Source organism: Clostridioides sp. ZZV15-6597 (assembly GCF_020657815.1).
In the GTDB taxonomy this organism is placed as follows: Bacteria; Bacillota; Clostridia; order Peptostreptococcales; family Peptostreptococcaceae; genus Clostridioides.
This window is the reverse complement of sequence record NZ_JAGWCT010000079.1, coordinates 1-17714: the sequence shown is the minus strand read 5'-3', so window position 1 is coordinate 17714 and position 17714 is coordinate 1. Positions and strand designations below refer to the sequence as shown.

The 17714-nt window shown below is 29.5% G+C and carries 15 protein-coding genes; 13 read left to right on the top strand and 2 right to left on the bottom strand.

Going from position 1 to position 17714, the window contains the following annotated elements:
* Positions 1-74 precede the first annotated feature (74 nt).
* From murB to rlmD, 10 genes are all read left to right on the top strand, one after another.
* Positions 75-989, top strand: coding sequence for a UDP-N-acetylmuramate dehydrogenase (gene murB / locus KGF52_RS15465; RefSeq protein ID WP_227840772.1), 915 nt, complete (start codon positions 75-77; stop codon positions 987-989).
* 3 nt (positions 990-992) lie between these two features.
* Positions 993-1706: a PHP domain-containing protein gene (locus KGF52_RS15460; RefSeq protein ID WP_227840771.1), complete on the top strand. Its 714-nt coding sequence runs from the start codon at positions 993-995 to the stop codon at positions 1704-1706.
* A gap of 52 nt (positions 1707-1758) precedes the next feature.
* Positions 1759-2616, top strand: coding sequence for an RNase adapter RapZ (rapZ, locus tag KGF52_RS15455; protein WP_227830031.1), 858 nt, complete (start codon positions 1759-1761; stop codon positions 2614-2616).
* A gap of 11 nt (positions 2617-2627) precedes the next feature.
* The gene (locus KGF52_RS15450) at positions 2628-3734 is read left to right on the top strand and encodes a gluconeogenesis factor YvcK family protein (RefSeq protein ID WP_227830030.1); all 1107 of its coding nucleotides are present in this window, start codon (positions 2628-2630) and stop codon (positions 3732-3734) included.
* Between the two features lie 68 nt (positions 3735-3802).
* Positions 3803-4228, top strand: a complete 426-nt coding sequence (locus tag KGF52_RS15445) for an NUDIX hydrolase (RefSeq protein WP_003416968.1) — start codon at positions 3803-3805, stop codon at positions 4226-4228.
* A gap of 16 nt (positions 4229-4244) precedes the next feature.
* Entirely contained in the window at positions 4245-5195 is a 951-nt protein-coding gene (gene whiA, locus KGF52_RS15440) for a DNA-binding protein WhiA (protein WP_227840770.1), read from the top strand.
* Positions 5196-5348: 153 nt separating this feature from the next.
* The gene (locus tag KGF52_RS15435) at positions 5349-8918 is read left to right on the top strand and encodes a DNA polymerase III subunit alpha (RefSeq protein WP_227830028.1); all 3570 of its coding nucleotides are present in this window, start codon (positions 5349-5351) and stop codon (positions 8916-8918) included.
* A 208-nt stretch (positions 8919-9126) separates the two neighbouring features.
* Entirely contained in the window at positions 9127-10086 is a 960-nt protein-coding gene (pfkA, locus tag KGF52_RS15430; protein WP_227830027.1) for a 6-phosphofructokinase, read from the top strand.
* A 51-nt stretch (positions 10087-10137) separates the two neighbouring features.
* Positions 10138-11898, top strand: coding sequence for a pyruvate kinase (gene pyk, locus KGF52_RS15425; protein WP_227830026.1), 1761 nt, complete (start codon positions 10138-10140; stop codon positions 11896-11898).
* 174 nt (positions 11899-12072) lie between these two features.
* Positions 12073-13431 (top strand): 23S rRNA (uracil(1939)-C(5))-methyltransferase RlmD, encoded by a 1359-nt coding sequence (rlmD, locus tag KGF52_RS15420; RefSeq protein ID WP_227840769.1) that lies wholly within the window; start codon positions 12073-12075, stop codon positions 13429-13431.
* Here the strand turns inward: rlmD and KGF52_RS15415 are convergent.
* Positions 13417-14922 carry a recombinase family protein gene (locus tag KGF52_RS15415; protein WP_227840768.1) on the bottom strand — a complete coding sequence of 502 codons (1506 nt, stop codon included), beginning with the start codon at positions 14920-14922 and terminating at the stop codon, positions 13417-13419. The two genes, rlmD and KGF52_RS15415, sit on opposite strands and share 15 nt — an antisense overlap.
* Before the next feature lies 1 nt (position 14923).
* A complete protein-coding gene (locus KGF52_RS15410) occupies positions 14924-15088 on the bottom strand; it encodes a hypothetical protein (protein WP_227840767.1) in 165 nt (54 codons plus the stop codon).
* A gap of 181 nt (positions 15089-15269) precedes the next feature.
* Between KGF52_RS15410 and KGF52_RS15405 the strand changes: the two genes are divergently transcribed.
* From KGF52_RS15405 to KGF52_RS15395, 3 genes are all read left to right on the top strand, one after another.
* The gene (locus KGF52_RS15405; protein ID WP_227840766.1) at positions 15270-15899 is read left to right on the top strand and encodes a helix-turn-helix domain-containing protein; all 630 of its coding nucleotides are present in this window, start codon (positions 15270-15272) and stop codon (positions 15897-15899) included.
* A 411-nt stretch (positions 15900-16310) separates the two neighbouring features.
* Positions 16311-16907, top strand: a complete 597-nt coding sequence (locus tag KGF52_RS15400) for a hypothetical protein (protein ID WP_227840765.1) — start codon at positions 16311-16313, stop codon at positions 16905-16907.
* 7 nt (positions 16908-16914) lie between these two features.
* The coding region (locus KGF52_RS15395; RefSeq protein WP_227840764.1) for a hypothetical protein at positions 16915-17714 on the top strand (800 nt) is incomplete at its 3' end.

The window sequence follows — 17714 nt, the reverse complement described above, 5'->3', positions numbered from 1 at the left end:
AGTTAATACTATACATTAATATAATTTAGATAATACTGACAACTGAAGTTTAGTATAATTTGGGAGGAAATGCAATGAATAATCAAGATATATATGAAAATTTATTAAATATATTAAGCAAAGATGATATAAAAATAGATGAACCTATGAAAAAACATATCTCATTTAGAGTTGGAGGTCCAGCAGATATATTGGTTAGACCTAGAACTGAAGAACAGCTAAAAAGTGTACTTCAGTTAGTGAAAAAAGAATCTATTCCATATTTAATAATTGGAAATGGTTCAAATATTCTAATTAAAGATGGTGGAATAAGAGGCATAGTAATAGAACTTGCAGATAACTTTAATTCTTATGAGATAAAGGGTACTAAAATAATTGCTCAGTCAGGAGCTTTATTATCTGTTTTAGGTAAAGCTCTACAAAAACAAGAACTAAAAGGATTTGAGTTTGCCTCAGGTATACCTGGAACATTAGGTGGAGCATTAGCCATGAATGCAGGAGCATATGGTGGTGAAATGAAAGATATAGTAAAATCAGTAAGATTAATAGATATGGAAGGAAATATCTTTGAACTGTCAAATGAACAGATGGAATTTGGGTATAGAAAAAGTATAATAGCGAAAAATGGATATATAGCTTTATCAGCAGAAATAGATTTGCAAAAAGGAAATTATGATGAAATAAAAAGTTTAATGGATGATTTAACAACAAGAAGAACAACTAAGCAACCATTAAATTTTGCTAGTGCAGGAAGTACATTTAAAAGACCAACAGGATATTTTGCAGGTAAGTTAATAGAAGAAACTGGATTAAGAGGACTTACTTTGAGAGGTGCTCAAGTATCTGAGAAGCATTGTGGATTTGTGGTTAATTTAGGAGAAGCAAGTGCTAAAGATATTTTAGATTTAATATATGTTATAAAAAGTGCTGTATATGCCAAGTTTGGGGTTATGTTGGAAGAAGAAGTCAAAATACTTGGAGAGGATTAACAAATGAAGATATTGGCTGATTATCATACACATACATTATATAGTCATGGTAAGGGAACTATTGAAGATAATGTAAAGGTGGCCATTGCTAAAGGGATAAAGACAATAGGAATATCAGACCATAGTTATAAGCATATTGCATATGGTGTAAAGACGAAAGATATTCATAAAATGAGAGAAGACGTAAATTCTTTGAATGATAAATATAGTGATATAAATATACTTTTGGGTATGGAGTGTAACATATTAGATGATAAAGGTAATATAGACATGGATGACAAATTTTTTAAAGAACTTGACTATATCATGGCTGGATACCATTTTGGTTCTACTCCTACATCATTTGGAAGTTTATTAAATCATTGTAATAACTATATTTTTAAAACTGAAAAAGCAAAAGAGTATAATACAAAAGCTGTAATAAATGCTATGAATAATAATGATATTTTTGTAATTACACATCCTGGTGATAAAGGTGATGTATATATAGAAGAAGTAGCAAAGGTAGCAAAAAAGACAGATACGAGGCTTGAAATAAATAGTAGCCATTCTTTTTTAAATGTAAAACAAATAAACGAAATAAAAGAAATAGGAAATAAATTTATAATAGGGTCAGATGCACATTGCCCAGAAAGAGTGGGTGATTTTAAACGAGCTATGAAAGCTGTATATGATTCAAATATGGATATATCATTAGTAGAAAATATTATAGTGTAATAAACAAAAGATAAAAGTGTAATAGACTGAAGATAAAAAGGAGGAGTTAGCAATGAAATTTGTTATAGTTACAGGTCTTTCAGGGTCTGGAAAAAGTGAAACAATGAGAGCTTTAGAGGATATGGGATTTTATTGTGTAGATAATCTACCTCCTGCTTTGATAACTAAATTTGCAGAATTATGTTATCAACCAAACTCAAGTATTGATAAAGTTGCTTTAGGTATAGATATAAGAGGAAGAAAGTTTTTTGAAGCTCTTCATGAGAGTTTAAACTACTTGGAAAAAGAAAATTATGAATATGAAATGGTGTATTTAGATTGTAATGATGATGTATTGTTAAAGAGATATAAAATGACAAGGAGAAATCACCCATTGGCGAAAGACATGCAAATTCCAGAAGGTATAAAAATGGAAAGAAAAATAATGGAGCCTTTAAAGGGATTTTCTACATGCATAATTGACACAACTAATATGAAACCGAAAGACCTTAAGGAAGAAATAAAGAAAATATACTCTTCTGGTGAAGAGAATCCTAATCTAACTATATCTGTAGTATCTTTTGGATTTAAACATGGTATACTTGCTGACGCAGATTTAGTATTCGATGTAAGATTTCTTCCTAATCCATATTATATTGAAGAATTGAGATCTAAAACTGGTGATGATAAAGAAGTCAGAGATTATGTCATGAATTCTAAAATTAGTGAAGAATTTTATGTGAAGCTTTTAGATATGATTCATTTCTTAGTACCTCAATATATAGAAGAAGGAAAACAACATCTAGTAATTGGTGTTGGATGTACAGGTGGAAGACATAGGTCAGTTACTATAACAAATCTTATAGCGGAGGATTTATCTAATAAAGGATATAGAGTTGTAAAAAAACACAGAGACTCTATGTTACGATAATGGAGGCAAACATGGCTAAATTACTTATTATTGTAGGAATTTTAGGTTGGATTGCATTAATTGTATCGTTATTTATATATAAGAAAGCAAAAAATGAAAAAGTAAGGTTATTTCAGAGGTCTGTTATCGAAAATAGAGACCCCAATGTAGTAGTAATAGGTGGAGGAACTGGTCAATCAGTGTTTCTGAGGGGGCTTAAACACTCTACACAGAATATAACTGCGATTGTTACTGTTGCTGATGATGGTGGAGGTTCAGGAGTATTAAGAGAAGACTTAGGAATGCTTCCACCAGGAGATATAAGAAATTGCTTATTAGCACTTGCAAATATAGAACCAACTATGAATGAAGTTATGCAATATAGGTTTACAGAAGGACTTTTAAAAGGTCAAAGTTTTGGAAATCTATTTTTAGCTGCTATGAATGGATTATATGGAAACTTTGAAAAAGCTGTGTATAAATTAAGTGAGATTTTTGCTATAACAGGTAGGGTTTTGCCAGTAACACTAGAAGATGTAAACTTAGTTGCTAAATTAAAAAATGGTGAAATAGTAAATGGTGAATCTAGTATACCTGAAGAATCAAAGAATCAAAAAAGTTCTATTGATGAAATTTTCTTAAATCCTAAAGATGTTAAACCATTAGGAGATGTTATTGCATCTATTTATGATGCTGATATTATAATTATGGGTCCTGGAAGTTTATATACGAGTATAATACCAAATCTACTTGTAGATGGTGTTGTAGACGCCATTAAAGCCTCTTTAGCACCAAAAGTGTATATATCAAATATAATGACTCAGCCAGGGGAAACAGAAGGATATAATGTATTAGAACATGTTAATGCGATAATAAAGCATACTGACAATAATTTGATAGATTATGTGATAGCAAATAACGAAATATTGCCAGAAGGAATGCTTGATTTATATAAACAAGATGGAGCAGAACAGGTTTTACTAGATAAAAAACAAAAAGATAAGTTAAAAGAGATGGGTATAAAAACTGTAGAAAAAAATTTGATTGAAATAAAAAATAATTATATAAGACATGATGCAAAATATATATCTAACATAGTTATTGAGTTAGCCCTAAGTCATAATTACAACAAAAGTTAGTAAAAAAGGATTTTAAAAAAAAGTGTAGAAATCCTTATCATTATGTTAGTTTTAAGGAGTGAACATCGATGAGAGAAGAGGTTAGTGCTGGTGGTGTAGTCCTGTTTGGCAATACAATTCTTTTACTAAGGAAGTTCAATGGAGATTGGGTGCTACCCAAAGGAAAAGTAGAAGAAGGGGAAAATAACCAAGAGGCAGCGTTACGTGAAGTAAGTGAAGAAACTGGAGTAAAAGCAGATATATTGAAATATTTAGGTGAAATACATTATACATTCAAAGAAAACTGGGATGAAAATAGAGCAGTTCATAAAACAGTTTTTTGGTACTTAATGCAAGCGAAAAATATGGATACTATTCCACAAAAAGAGGAAGGCTTTATTGATGCTAAATTTATCCATCTAGATAGAGTGGTAGACCTAGCTAGGTATGATGATGAAAAGGAGATAATAAAGGTTGCCTTACAAGAAATAAAAAAAAGGTTAAAGAAAAATTAGTTAATGGGTGATATATATGTCTTTTTCAACTGAAACCAAAAATGAACTAGCGAGAATTGTATCTGAGAATGAATGTTGTAATATAGCTGAACTGTCAGCTCTAGTTAAATCAGGGGGAAGTATACAAATTGTTGGATATAAAAAACTAAATTTAAAAATAACAACAGAATTAAACTCAATAGCCCGTAAAGTCTTTAAGTTATTAAAAAAGAATTTCAGCATAAATACTACAATTTCTGTAAATAAAAATCAAATGTTAAAGAGAAATAATAGTTATGTGTTAATGGTAACAAGTGAAATGGGTTCAGAAATGTTATTAAAAAAGTTAGGTGTATTGGAAGAAAAAGAGGGATTTTTTACTATAAATAGAGTTCCAGAAAGTTTAGTTAAACATGATGGATGTAAAAGAGCCTTTATAAGAGGAGCTTTTCTTGGTGCAGGTTCTATAAGTGACCCAGAAAAAAACTATCATATGGAATTTGTAACTAACAATGAGGATTTTGCAGATTCATTAAAAGAACTTATAAATTCTTTAGGCTTTAATAGTAAAATTGTGGCTAGAAAAAATAACTATGTTGTTTATCTTAAAGAGAGTGAACAAATATCAGATTTGTTAAGTATTATAGGAGGACACCACGCTCTTTTAAGTCTCCAAAATACTAAAATAGTAAAAGAAATGAGAAACAATGTAAACAGAATAGTAAATTGCGAGACAGCTAACCTTTCTAAAACAGTAAATGCAGCCGTAAGACAAGTAGAAAATATTAGACTAATACAAGAAACTATAGGGATTAGTAGCTTACCAGAAAATTTACAAGAAATAGCCAAGATTAGAATTGAGTATGAAGATATGACTCTCAAGGAACTTGGAGAGATGTTAGACCCGCCAATAGGAAAATCTGGTGTCAATCATAGACTTAGAAAAATAGAAGAAATCGCAACAGACTTGAAAAAAAAATCATTATAATAAATTTGAGGGGACAATCTCAAAATAAGAATTAATTTCAACATATAGGGCTATAGGTGGAAGTTAATTCCTATTTTGAGATAAAAGTCTCTGTTTTTGTTTTAATACGTGTATTTGTGGTAAAATTAAATTTATAAAACAGGAGGTGATTTAATGGAAAAAGATTTTGCTCATCTTCATGTACATACTGAGTATAGTTTACTTGATGGATTTTCGAGGGTGAAAAAACTTATAAAAAGAGCTAAAGAATTAAATATGAGTTCAATTGCTATTACTGACCATGGCTGTATGTTTGGTGTTATAGATTTTTATAAAACAGCTATAGAAGAAGGAATAAAACCAATTATAGGGTGTGAAGTTTATACAGCTGCGCGTGGATTAAGAGATAAAGACCCTAATTATGATAAATATCAAGGACATTTAGTTTTATTAGCTAAGAATATGGAAGGCTATAAAAATTTGATAAAAATAGTCTCGACTTCATATGTAGAAGGCTTTTACTATAAGCCTAGAGTCGATATGGAAGAACTTAGAAAGCATTGTGAAGGGATTATAGCACTTTCTGCATGTCTTGCAGGAGATGTTGCACGTGCTTTGATGAATAGAAATTATGAAAAAGCAAAAAAGTTTGCCATTGATTACAGAGATATATTTGGTGAAGAAAATTTCTTCTTAGAAATTCAAGACCACAATTTACCAGAACAGAGAGAAGTGAATTCTGGTTTGGTGAAATTATCCAAAGAACTTGGTATTCCATTAGTTGCTACTAATGATGTCCACTATGTAAATAAAGAAGATTCAAAAATACATGATGTTCTTATGTGTATTCAAATGGGTAAAACAGTAAATGACCCAAATAGAATGAGATTTGGAAGTGATGAGTTTTATCTGAAATCAAGAGAAGAGATGGAAGAATTATTCCCATATGCACTAGAGGCTATTGATAATACTGTAAAAATAGCTGATATGTGTAATGTAGAGTTTGATTTTAATACTATACATCTTCCTAAATATGATGTACCAGATGGATATACACCAGAAACTTATTTAAGAGAATTGTGTTTTAATGGATTAAAAGAGAGATATGATAATCCTGATAGTGAGATACTAGATAGATTAAATTATGAATTAGACGTAATTGAAAAAATGGGTTATGTGGAATACTTTTTAATAGTTTGGGACTTTATAAATTTTTCTAAAGAAAATAATATTATAGTAGGACCAGGTAGAGGTAGTGCGGCAGGTTCAATAGTAGCATATACACTTAAGATAACTGATATAGACCCAATAAAATATTCTCTCCTATTTGAACGTTTTCTAAATCCAGAACGTATATCTATGCCAGATATAGATATAGATTTTTGCTATGAAAGAAGAGAAGAAGTTATAGACTATGTAAAGCGAAAATATGGTGATGACCATGTTGCACAAATAATAACTTTTGGAACAATGGGTGCAAAAGCTGCAATAAGAGATGTCGGAAGAGTATTAGATATAGGCTACAATAAGGTTGATAAGATAGCCAAAGAAATACCATTTGCTTTAGGAATGACGATAGATAAGGCATTAGATACAAATCCAAACCTTAAGGATTTATATGACCAAGACCCTGAAACAAAAGAGATAATCAATATATCAAAGCAAATAGAGGGAATGTTAAGACATGCTTCCACTCATGCAGCAGGAGTTGTTATATCCAAAAATCCTGTAGACGAGTATGTACCTCTATACAAGCATCAAGATGCAATCACAACTCAATTTACTATGACAACACTTGAAGAACTTGGTCTTTTAAAGATGGACTTTCTTGGATTAAGAACACTTACAGTTATAAGAGATGCACTTGATTTAATAGAAAAGAATAGAACAATAAAAAATTATACTGAAAATATAGATTTTTCAAAGATGGACTATGATGATCCAAAAGTATATGAAATGCTTTCATCTGGAAATACTTTAGGAGTATTCCAGTTAGAAAGTGCTGGTATGAGAAGTTTTATGAAACAGCTGAAGCCAGATAATTTTGAAGATATTGTAGCAGGGATATCTCTATTTAGACCAGGTCCTATGGACTCTATACCAGCATATATAAAAAATAAAAGTAATCCAAAAGATGTAACATACTTACATGAGAAATTAAAACCAATAATGGAAGTTACATATGGATGTTTGGTATATCAAGAACAAGTTATGCAAGTTGTTAGAGATTTAGGTGGATATAGTTATGGTCGTAGTGACTTGGTTAGAAGAGCCATGAGTAAGAAAAAAATGGATGTAATGGAAGAAGAAAGACAATATTTTATTCATGGGAAATTTGATGAAGATGGTAACATAGAAATTGCAGGATGTGTTAGAAATGGTGTAGAAGAGGAAATAGCCAATAAAATATTTGATGATATGATAGATTTTGCTCGTTATGCATTTAATAAGTCACATGCAGCTGCATATGGAGTTTTAGCATATGAGACAGCTTATTTAAAAACATATTATCCTGTTGAGTTTATGGCAGCTTTAATAACTAGTGTTATGGGAAATACTGATAAGGTAGTTGAATATATAAGAGAATGTAAAGCATTAGATATAGATGTGTTACCACCAGACATAAATAAAAGTTTTTCAAAATTCTCGGTTGAAGGTGACAACATAAGGTTTGGCCTGGCTGCTGTAAAAAATGTTGGTGTGAATATAATAAACAATATAATTGATGAAAGAGAGTCTAATGGATTATTTATAGACTTAGTTGATTTAGTTAAGAGATTAGACCAAAAAGATACAAATAAGAGAGTAATAGAAAGTTTAATAAAATGTGGAGCTTTTGATAATATAAGTGAAAATAGAGCTAGTTTGATGGCTGGTTATGAAACTTTACTAGAAAGTGTATCTATGGACAGAAAGAAAAATGTTCAAGGTCAAATTTCATTATTTGATGCTTTTGGAGATAGTGAAGAAGATAGCGACTTTCAACAAATATATAATCTACCTAAAAGACCAGAATATGAAGAAAGAGAAAGACTTAATCTTGAAAAAGAAGTCCTGGGAATGTATGTAAGTGGGCATCCTTTATCGCAATTTGAAAAAGAATTACAAGAAAAAACATCTATAGATAATGGAAAGTTAAATTCATTAAAAGAGGATGAAGAGTCATATATACAAATGAATGAAACAGATGCAATAATGGGTGGGATGATTGTAAATAAAACGATAAAAACCACAAAAAGAAATGAAATTATGGCATTTATTGAGTTGGAAGATTTATATGGTGCAATAGAAATAATAGTTTTTCCTCAGTTATTACAAAAATATAATGTTATTTTGAATGAAGACAATATAATTTATGTAAAAGGAACATTAAGTATAAAAGAAGGCGAAAATGCAAAACTTATAGCTAGAGAAATAAAAGATATAAAAGACAATACTGACTTTGAAGCTAAAAAATATAATTCAGTAAGAACTAAAAATGTACAAAATGTTAAATTAGAAAGTGGTAAAAAACTGTATTTAAAAATAGATAGTATGTCTGACACAGATACAACCTACAGTATTATAGAAATAGCAAAGCAATATCCAGGTAATGACAGTATATACTTATATCCTATGGACGAAAATATAAATGGTAAGCGCAAAGCATATAAAATGACAGGAGTATCGACTTTTATATGTGATGAATTTGTAAACAATTTAGAAAGATTACTTCCTAAGGATAACATAAAGATAAAAGCTTAATTTTTTGGATAAAAATCTAAATATATTATAATAATATGAAAAATATTGTCCGTTTTGTGATATAATATCACAAAATGGACATTTAAGGACATTTAATTTTTTTAGTCTTGATGGGATTGAAAAATGATATAGGGACGAAAAAAGTCCATTAAGATGTGATAAGAATGATTATAATAAAAATTTGACATAAAATCCAAGGAGGTAAAAAATGAAAACTATAGGATTACTAACAAGTGGAGGAGATGCTCCAGGAATGAATGCTGCAATTAGAGCGGTTGTAAGGTCAGCAATATATTATGGATGCAAAGTATATGGAATCAATAGAGGATATAAGGGATTATTAGAAGAAGATTTAACTGAAATGAACTTATCTTCTGTTGGAGATATTATACACAGAGGAGGAACTATACTAAAATCTTCTAGATGTGAAGAATTCAAAACAGAAGAAGGTAGATTAAAGGCAGTAAAAATTCTTAAAAAGTATAAAATTGACTGTTTAGTTGTAATTGGAGGAGACGGTTCATTTACAGGAGCTCAAAAACTTAGTGACTTAGGATTTCCAGCTATAGGTATACCAGGAACTATAGATAATGACTTAGCGTATACAGATTATACTATAGGATTTGATACTGCAATGAATACTATTATAGATGCTATAGGTAAAATAAGAGATACATCATCATCTCATGAAAGAGTTAATATAGTAGAAGTTATGGGAAGACACTGTGGAGATTTAGCTTTATATGCAGGTCTTGCAGGGGGAGCTGAAACTATAATAGTACCAGAAGTAGAGATTAAAGTAGATGAAGTTGCTTTAAGATTAAAGACTACTCAAAAAAGAGGTAAGAGACACAGTATAATCGTGTTGGCAGAAGGAGTTGGAAGTGCTAGCGATTTAGAGAAGGAGCTTAAAAAGGAATCAGGAGCAGACTTAAGAGTAACTGTATTAGGTCATGTTCAAAGAGGAGGAAGCCCAACTGTATTTGATAGAATACTAGCAAGCAGACTTGGTGTAAGAGCTGTAGAATTATTACTAGATGGAAAGTCGGCTAGAGTTGTCGGAATAAAAGAAAACAAAATAATTGACTTAGAAATAAGTGAAGCTTTATCTCAAAAGAAAGTTTTTGATAAAGAAGCTTATGAAATGGCAAAAATATTATCTATATAAATCTTAGTATTTAAAATAAATCTGTGAAATAATATTTCAGGAGGAGCAAATATGTTAAATAATGTAAAGAAAACAAAAATTGTTTGTACGCTAGGGCCAGCGTCACAAAGTGAAGAAGTTTTAACTCAACTTATGCAAAATGGTCTTAATGTGTGCAGATTTAACTTTTCCCATGGTTCACATGAAGAACACAAGGAAAGAATAGATATGGCAAAAAAAGTTAGAGAAAAACTAAATAAACCAGTTGCTATATTATTAGATACTAAAGGTCCAGAAATTAGAACAGGTAATTTTGCAGACCCAGAGGTATCTTTAGAAGAAGGACAAAAATTTACTATAACTATGAAAGATGTTGTAGGAACTAAAGAAATATGTACAGTAAGTTATAAAGGTCTTGCTGAAGATGTTAAAGTAGGAGATTCTATACTAATAGATGATGGTTTAGTTGGTTTAAGAGTAAAAGAAATAAAAGGCGAAGATATAATATGTATCGTTGAAAATTCTGGAATAGTAAAAAATCATAAGGGAGTAAATGTGCCTGGTGTAAAAATAAATTTACCAGCAATAACTCCTAAAGATATAAGCGACATAGAATTTGGAATAAGTCAAGGTATAGACTATATAGCTGCCTCATTTGTAAGAAAAGCATCGGATGTACTAGCAATAAGAGAAATCTTAGAGAATAACAATGCAACTGATATACAAATTATATCTAAGATAGAAAATCAAGAAGGTGTAGAAAACTTAGATGAAATATTAAAAGTCTCTGATGGTATAATGGTAGCTAGAGGTGATTTAGGTGTTGAAATACCTACTGAAGAAATGCCAATAGTTCAGAAAATGATGATAAAAAAATGTAATGAATTAGCAAAACCAGTTGTAACTGCTACACAAATGCTTGATTCTATGATAAGAAATCCAAGACCAACAAGAGCAGAAGTTACAGACGTAGCTAATGCTATATATGATGGAACAGATGCAATAATGTTATCTGGAGAAACTGCTGCTGGAAAATATCCTGTAGAAGCTGTAAAGATGATGGCCACAATAGCAAAAAGAACAGAAGAAACTTTGGATTATGATAGATTGTTAAAGGAAAATGGTACTAATAATGTTACAGTAACAGATGCAATAAGTCATGCTACTTGTACAACAGCTGTAGATTTAAATGCATCAGCTATAATAACATCTACTTCTTCAGGTTATACTGCTAGAATGGTGTCTAAATTTAGACCAAAATCTCCAATAATAGCTACTACAAATAATGAAAAAACTATGAATAAACTAGCTCTTACATGGGGAGTTTATCCAGTTAAATCTTCTGTTGCAGGAAATACAGATGAAGTTATAGAAAAGGCAATAGAAGCAGCTAGACAAGCGGATTATATAGATAATGGAGAACTAGTAGTTATAACTGCTGGAGTACCAGTAGGAGTGAGCGGAACTACTAACTTAATAAAAGTTCATGTAATAAGTGAAGAAATTGTTCAAGGGATAGGTGTAGGTAATCAAACAGTAGAAGGTAAAGTTCGTATAATAAAAAATGGAGATACTTGTGTAGACTTCAATAAAGGAGATATATTAGTTTCTACAACTACTGATGCTGAAATGAACAATTATATAGAAAAAGCAGGAGCTGTAGTAACTGAAAATGGTGGAATGACATCGCATACAGCTATTGTAGGAATAAATTTAGATATACCAGTTGTTGTGTCTGCAAATGATATAACTAATCTAGTAACAGATGGAGAAGTTGTAACAGTAGATGCATCAAGAGGTGTAATATATAGAGGTTCAACTAGAGTTTTATAAGAAAATAATAAATTTATTTTGTCAAGGGGCTTTATAAGCTCCTTTTTTTTTGGTAAAATAAAATATTGTAGCTTAGTAAAAAATATAGTTTAGTTAATAGCAAGATTTTAATATAAATTTAAAGAAAAAAATTTGTAAGGGTTTGAATTTAATATGGTGATTGGAGGGTGATTTATGCTTTCAAAAAACGAGATGTATATTGTAGATATAGTAGACATTGGACAAGGTGGAGTAGGCGTTGGAAAGTACAATGGTATTACAGTTTTTGTAGAGGGCGGATTGATACAAGATAAAGTTAAAGTTAAAATTAATAAGGTCAAGAAAAATTATGCAGTAGGAGACATTGTTGAAATAATAGAGAAGTCTCCATTTAGAGTAAAAAGAGTGTGTAGTGACAATCTTAAGAATTGTGGAGGGTGCCAAATACAAGATTTAGACTATAATAAACAACTTGAAATGAAAACAAATGAAGTTAAACAAGTACTTACAAGAATAGGTAAGTTGGATGATGTGATAGTTCATGATACTATAGGCATGGAGAAGCCATATAGATATAGAAATAAAGCTCAATTTCCAATACAAAAGAACAATGGAGTTCCTATTATTGGTTTTTACAAAAAGAAGACTCACGATGTAATATCGACAGAAAAATGCGTAATACAACATGAACTAAATGATAAAATTGTTAAGATAATAAAAACATATATAAGAGCTTATAAGGTAAGCATATATGATGAAAAGGCTCAGACTGGAGTAATTAGACATTTGGTGACAAAAATTGGATTTACGACTAAAGAAGTAATGGTTGTATTAGTTGCTAATGGAAATAGACTTCCATATCTTAAAGAATTAGCTTCAGTATTAGAGGAAAATATACCTGGATTTAAGACTTTAGTTGTAAATATAAATGAAAAAAATACGAATGCCATTCTTGGAAAAGAGAATATAGTTGTGTATGGAGATGGTAAAATAAATGATTATATAGGAGATTTAGTATTTGAGATTTCTCCATTATCATTTTTTCAAGTAAATCCTATACAAACTAAGGTGTTATATGATAAAACTCTTGAATATGCAGATTTAAAGGATACTGATACTGTTTTTGATATTTATTGTGGTATAGGTACAATATCTTTATTTTTAGCACAAAAGGCTAAAAAAGTTTATGGAATAGAAATTATAGAAGATGCTATAAAAGATGCTAAGGTAAATGCTAGGTTAAACAATATACATAATGCTGAATTTTATGTGGGTAAGGCAGAAGAGGTTGTCCCTAAGATGTATAGTGAGGGTAAGGCTGCTAATGTTGTAGTTGTAGACCCACCTAGAAAGGGTTGTGACGAAAAGGTTTTAGAGACAATTATTTCAATGAATCCTGAGAGAATTGTTTATGTTTCTTGTAATCCTTCTACTTTAGCAAGGGATTTAGATTATCTAAATATGCATGGATTTAAATGTATTGAGGCACAGCCTGTAGATATGTTCCCTCATTCTACACACGTTGAGTGTGTTTGTAAGCTAATCAAGAAGTAATAATTTATCAATATAATTAATATGAGCCGAGAATTTATAATAAATGCTCGGCTCACCATTTTCACTTATGACTATTTTATTTATTAATTCAGACATAGTTTTATTGTTTAATTGAACTATATCTACGATATTTTTAGATAATGTATTTAGTTCATTCATAATTTCATCTAAAAAATCATTATTGCTTGATTTTAATAAAGTTACCTTTTTATCGTTAAGTTTTTTTATATCAGTATCAATATCAGTACAAGTTTTTTTATATTCTTCTACAGTAAAAATTTCATCAAGTAATTGCATTCGTGCATTACTTTTTCTAACTTCTAATTTTTTTAATTTTTGATTTATTTTACTAATATCTGATTCTAAGTTATTGTGATTTAAAGAAATTTGTTTCTTTAATTTATTTAAAATCTTTTTATGGTTAATTTTAGATAGTAAACATCTTAAATCACCAAGTATTATTTTTTCTAAATCTTCCTCTTTAATAAAATGAGAGGAGCATACATCTTTTCCATGTCTATTGTACCCAGCACAGACATAACCCTTTCGATTAGCTTTATAGTGTAGTCTCCTTCCACAATGAGAACAATAAAGAAAATTACTAAATAGATGTACTTGAGCTTTACGTCTTTCTTTATGTCTAAGCTTAATCATATCTTGAACTTTGTTAAACTCTTCTTCAGAAATTATAGCCTTGTGACGATTTTTAACAATTATATATTCAGAAGGTGGAAGTATCTCTCTTTTATTGGATGTTACGAACATAGTGGTTGTTTTATGCTGAACTACATGGCCAATATATGCTTGATTTCTAAGTATTTTATCTATAGTAGAACCATGCCATAGACTATTTGCATTTTTCCAATCAACAATTTGAGCAGGTGTAGGAAAATTATTTTTATTTAAATATTTTGCTATTCTATCAGAGCCAAAACCATCCAAATACATTTTAAATATTGAACGCACAATATTAGGTGTGTCATCATCTCTAATAACTAATGCAGTATCAATTTTCTTATACCCGTAGGGGGGTCTTGAGCCTTTGAATTGACCTTTATAATACCCTGCAATTTTTCCTTGTTTGGTACGGTCACTTATCCTTTCGGATTCTTTCTGAGCATAAGCACTATATATTGAGAACATTAAAGTATCTTCTTTTAAAAGATTATTCCCAGTTGTGATGTCTATAATTTGTATATTCAATTCTAAGAATAAATTTCTTAAAGTATGTGAATCCGAAGCATTTCTTGATAATCTACTCCATTCTTTTATTAAAATAGCATCAAATTTGTGATTTTTAGCATCTTCAATAAGTTCATTTAAACCACTTCTATTGCTATTAGTTCCACTTTCTATATCTTGATATATTTTAAAAAGTTTACCATTATTTTTTTCTATATATTTTTCAAAGAGCACTTTTTGACTTTTAAGAGAGGAAGCTTGTTCCTCCTTATTAGTCGAAACTCTTGTGTAACATGCATATTTTATCATTTTATAAAACATCTCCTTTCGTATAAGAAGATGTAGCATTATTTATCTCTCGAAGATTATATTTTTCTTTAATATATTTGTCAAGTGCATCAAAAACCACTTTTTCTAATATTATTTCAAAGTTATTGTTATTTTCATTATTATAAATTCTTTTTATATTACTCATATGTAGTCCCCTTGTTATTATTTATTCAATTGGTAATTTAAAATACTGATTGTATAAATGATAATAATACAAAGAAATAATAATGTCAACAAAAAATAAACAATTGTATAAAAAAATTGCCGATTGATGAAAAGAGTGTTAATATATAATTAAATTAGGAAAATAGAGAGGGAGATATATTATGAATTTTTCAGAACTTTTAAAAATGAGAAGAAAAGAAAAAGGCTTAACACTATCTGCATTAGATGAACTATCTGGAGTCAATGCTTCGTATATTAATAGAATAGAAAATGGAGTTAATAAAACACCGTCAATAGAACATGCACTTAGACTTATGAAACCACTTGGTATATCACTTGAAGAATTGAGAGAGTGCTATAATTTAGGCAATGAGGATAGTAGATTAATATATGGACAAAAGGATAATATATTAATAGAAAAAGCTAAAAGTGAATTGATAAATATAGCTATTAATAATGGTGAATATAAAAACTCTTTAGAAAAAATTATAGATATTTGTGAAGAGTTAAGAAAGAATGCTATAAAGATAATAGCTCAAAAAGAAAACGAAAATTATATTGTTAGGTTAAAACTATATGATGAAAAATTAATAGAAATAATATCGAAATTATTAAAGGAACAATATGTAGTAGATGAAGTTTTAGTAATAAAAGGCGATATTGTGGCTAATAAGAAAAGTAGAGAGTTTGAGTTAGAAAAATTTCTACAAGGAGCAAATGAATACTTTGGAATTTTAGAAGACGATGAATATTTAGAGATAAACAAATACTTAATATCTATAGGCTATTGATAAAGGACACTTAGCTTACTGCAAGGATGCAGTAGGATAAGTGTTTTTTTATGAAAAAATATATATTAGACATTGTTAAAAGTTATAAAAAATATGGGAACATACTACAATTATATAAAACCTTATAAGTATAGATTAATACCATGTTTTCAATGGTTGGAGCTATATGACTTAGACGGGAGACCTCAAAACGGACTGCTAATCCCATACGCTAACAATAGCAATTGTTGCTTAATGGATAGCAGTGTTCGCTCATTTTTTATTAACGGTTGCAAGACAACCTAAAAAATGGCTACCGTTTTTCGTCCCCGTATGGGGTTGTTGCTCCTATTGGAGCAAGGAGCTAAAGCTCCGTTGGTTCTAAAGAAGCAAAAATTTTCAAAGAAAATTTATTATGAAAGGAGAATATTTTTGTCAAAAAAATATATTAAAAATTTCTTTTATCGTGATGAAAAAGCACTTTTGTCAGTAAGCCGTTGTGGCTATGTAAGTCATAATAACTTAAAAGAATACATAGCAGAAAAAAGAATACTAAACTATGTAAGAGATGGATTAGTAACAAAAGAATCATTTTCTAAAAATAATGGAGAACAATTAATTGGATATAAGCTAACAGCTGATGGACGAAAGTTTGTCGAAAGAGAATATGGGTTTAAAGACCATCAGATAGCACAGAGCCTAAACCACGATTTGGGAATATCTAATAGATATTTTTCGCTATCTCAGGAAGAAAGAGATACTTGGAAGACAGAGACCCAAATAAAAGAAGAGTTCCAACAAAGATTAGAAGAAATAAGAGATGTTGATTACGATAGATTTGAAGAAATAAATAAATTACTGGAGGAAAGACAAATTTCGGCTGTTGATTGTAGCTATGAAGAGAAAGAAACAGGCATAGAAGTGTATTTTGAAGTAATCACTAATAGTTATGGAAAAGCTGAATTAGAAGCAAAAAAGCGATTTATTGAAATTATGAACATAAAAACATATGATACAGAAAGGGTATAGAGAATTTATGATAACAAATAAAAGAAAACAAACTGCATGTAAAAAGTATGATATATACTTAAGAATAATAAATGTGTTAGGGAATAAAATAATGCTACAAAAACAATTAGTTCAAATAGTTTTAGAGTTGGGCGTAGCTAAAAATTCGTTTGAAGCTATGAGAGCTATACTTGAGTTGGAAGAAGCAGAGATAATTAAAAAAATTAAGTTCAGCAATACTACACAGAAATTTATTTTATTTAAAAAATATGCAATTAGATATTTAGCTGGAGCAAGTAATAGTAATGATGTATCATCATTACCAGCAGTAAATAGTAATAAAAGATATATAGATTCAATTATGAAAGTTGAATTTATATTAAAGGTATTGATTCCTACAACTAAAAAAGTTAAAGGAAAGGTTGATTTTGATATTTTATTAAATATGATAGATGAATTAAATTGTAATATACTTCATAAAGCCAATGATATGGAAAAATATTATAAAAATATTTTGAGCAAAAGTACAATTAAATTTGAGAAGGAAGAAGTAGAAAATGATATGGCTATTCTGTTACAAGAAAAAGAGATAAGAATGAATAATCTAAAAGGTATAGAGTCAATCATAGAAAATAAAAGAAGAAAAAATAAAGAAGAGTATCTATATACAAGCAATTTAGCTACATTAGCAAGAAAAAATATTTTTATAGCTAATATAAATCATGTACATAAATCAGAAAAGACTAAGGTAATAGCATATTATTTTAATATGAGTGTAGATAAAAATACTGTTACTGTAGCTTTGAATTATAGCATTTTATATAATAC

Coding starts and splice junctions, on each gene's coding strand:
- murB (WP_227840772.1), top strand. CDS start 75: ATGAATAATCAAGATATATATGAAAATTTATTAAATATATTAAGCAAA.
- KGF52_RS15460 (WP_227840771.1), top strand. CDS start 993: ATGAAGATATTGGCTGATTATCATACACATACATTATATAGTCATGGT.
- rapZ (WP_227830031.1), top strand. CDS start 1,759: ATGAAATTTGTTATAGTTACAGGTCTTTCAGGGTCTGGAAAAAGTGAA.
- KGF52_RS15450 (WP_227830030.1), top strand. CDS start 2,628: ATGGCTAAATTACTTATTATTGTAGGAATTTTAGGTTGGATTGCATTA.
- KGF52_RS15445 (WP_003416968.1), top strand. CDS start 3,803: ATGAGAGAAGAGGTTAGTGCTGGTGGTGTAGTCCTGTTTGGCAATACA.
- whiA (WP_227840770.1), top strand. CDS start 4,245: ATGTCTTTTTCAACTGAAACCAAAAATGAACTAGCGAGAATTGTATCT.
- KGF52_RS15435 (WP_227830028.1), top strand. CDS start 5,349: ATGGAAAAAGATTTTGCTCATCTTCATGTACATACTGAGTATAGTTTA.
- pfkA (WP_227830027.1), top strand. CDS start 9,127: ATGAAAACTATAGGATTACTAACAAGTGGAGGAGATGCTCCAGGAATG.
- pyk (WP_227830026.1), top strand. CDS start 10,138: ATGTTAAATAATGTAAAGAAAACAAAAATTGTTTGTACGCTAGGGCCA.
- rlmD (WP_227840769.1), top strand. CDS start 12,073: ATGCTTTCAAAAAACGAGATGTATATTGTAGATATAGTAGACATTGGA.
- KGF52_RS15415 (WP_227840768.1), bottom strand. CDS start 14,922: ATGATAAAATATGCATGTTACACAAGAGTTTCGACTAATAAGGAGGAA.
- KGF52_RS15410 (WP_227840767.1), bottom strand. CDS start 15,088: ATGAGTAATATAAAAAGAATTTATAATAATGAAAATAACAATAACTTT.
- KGF52_RS15405 (WP_227840766.1), top strand. CDS start 15,270: ATGAATTTTTCAGAACTTTTAAAAATGAGAAGAAAAGAAAAAGGCTTA.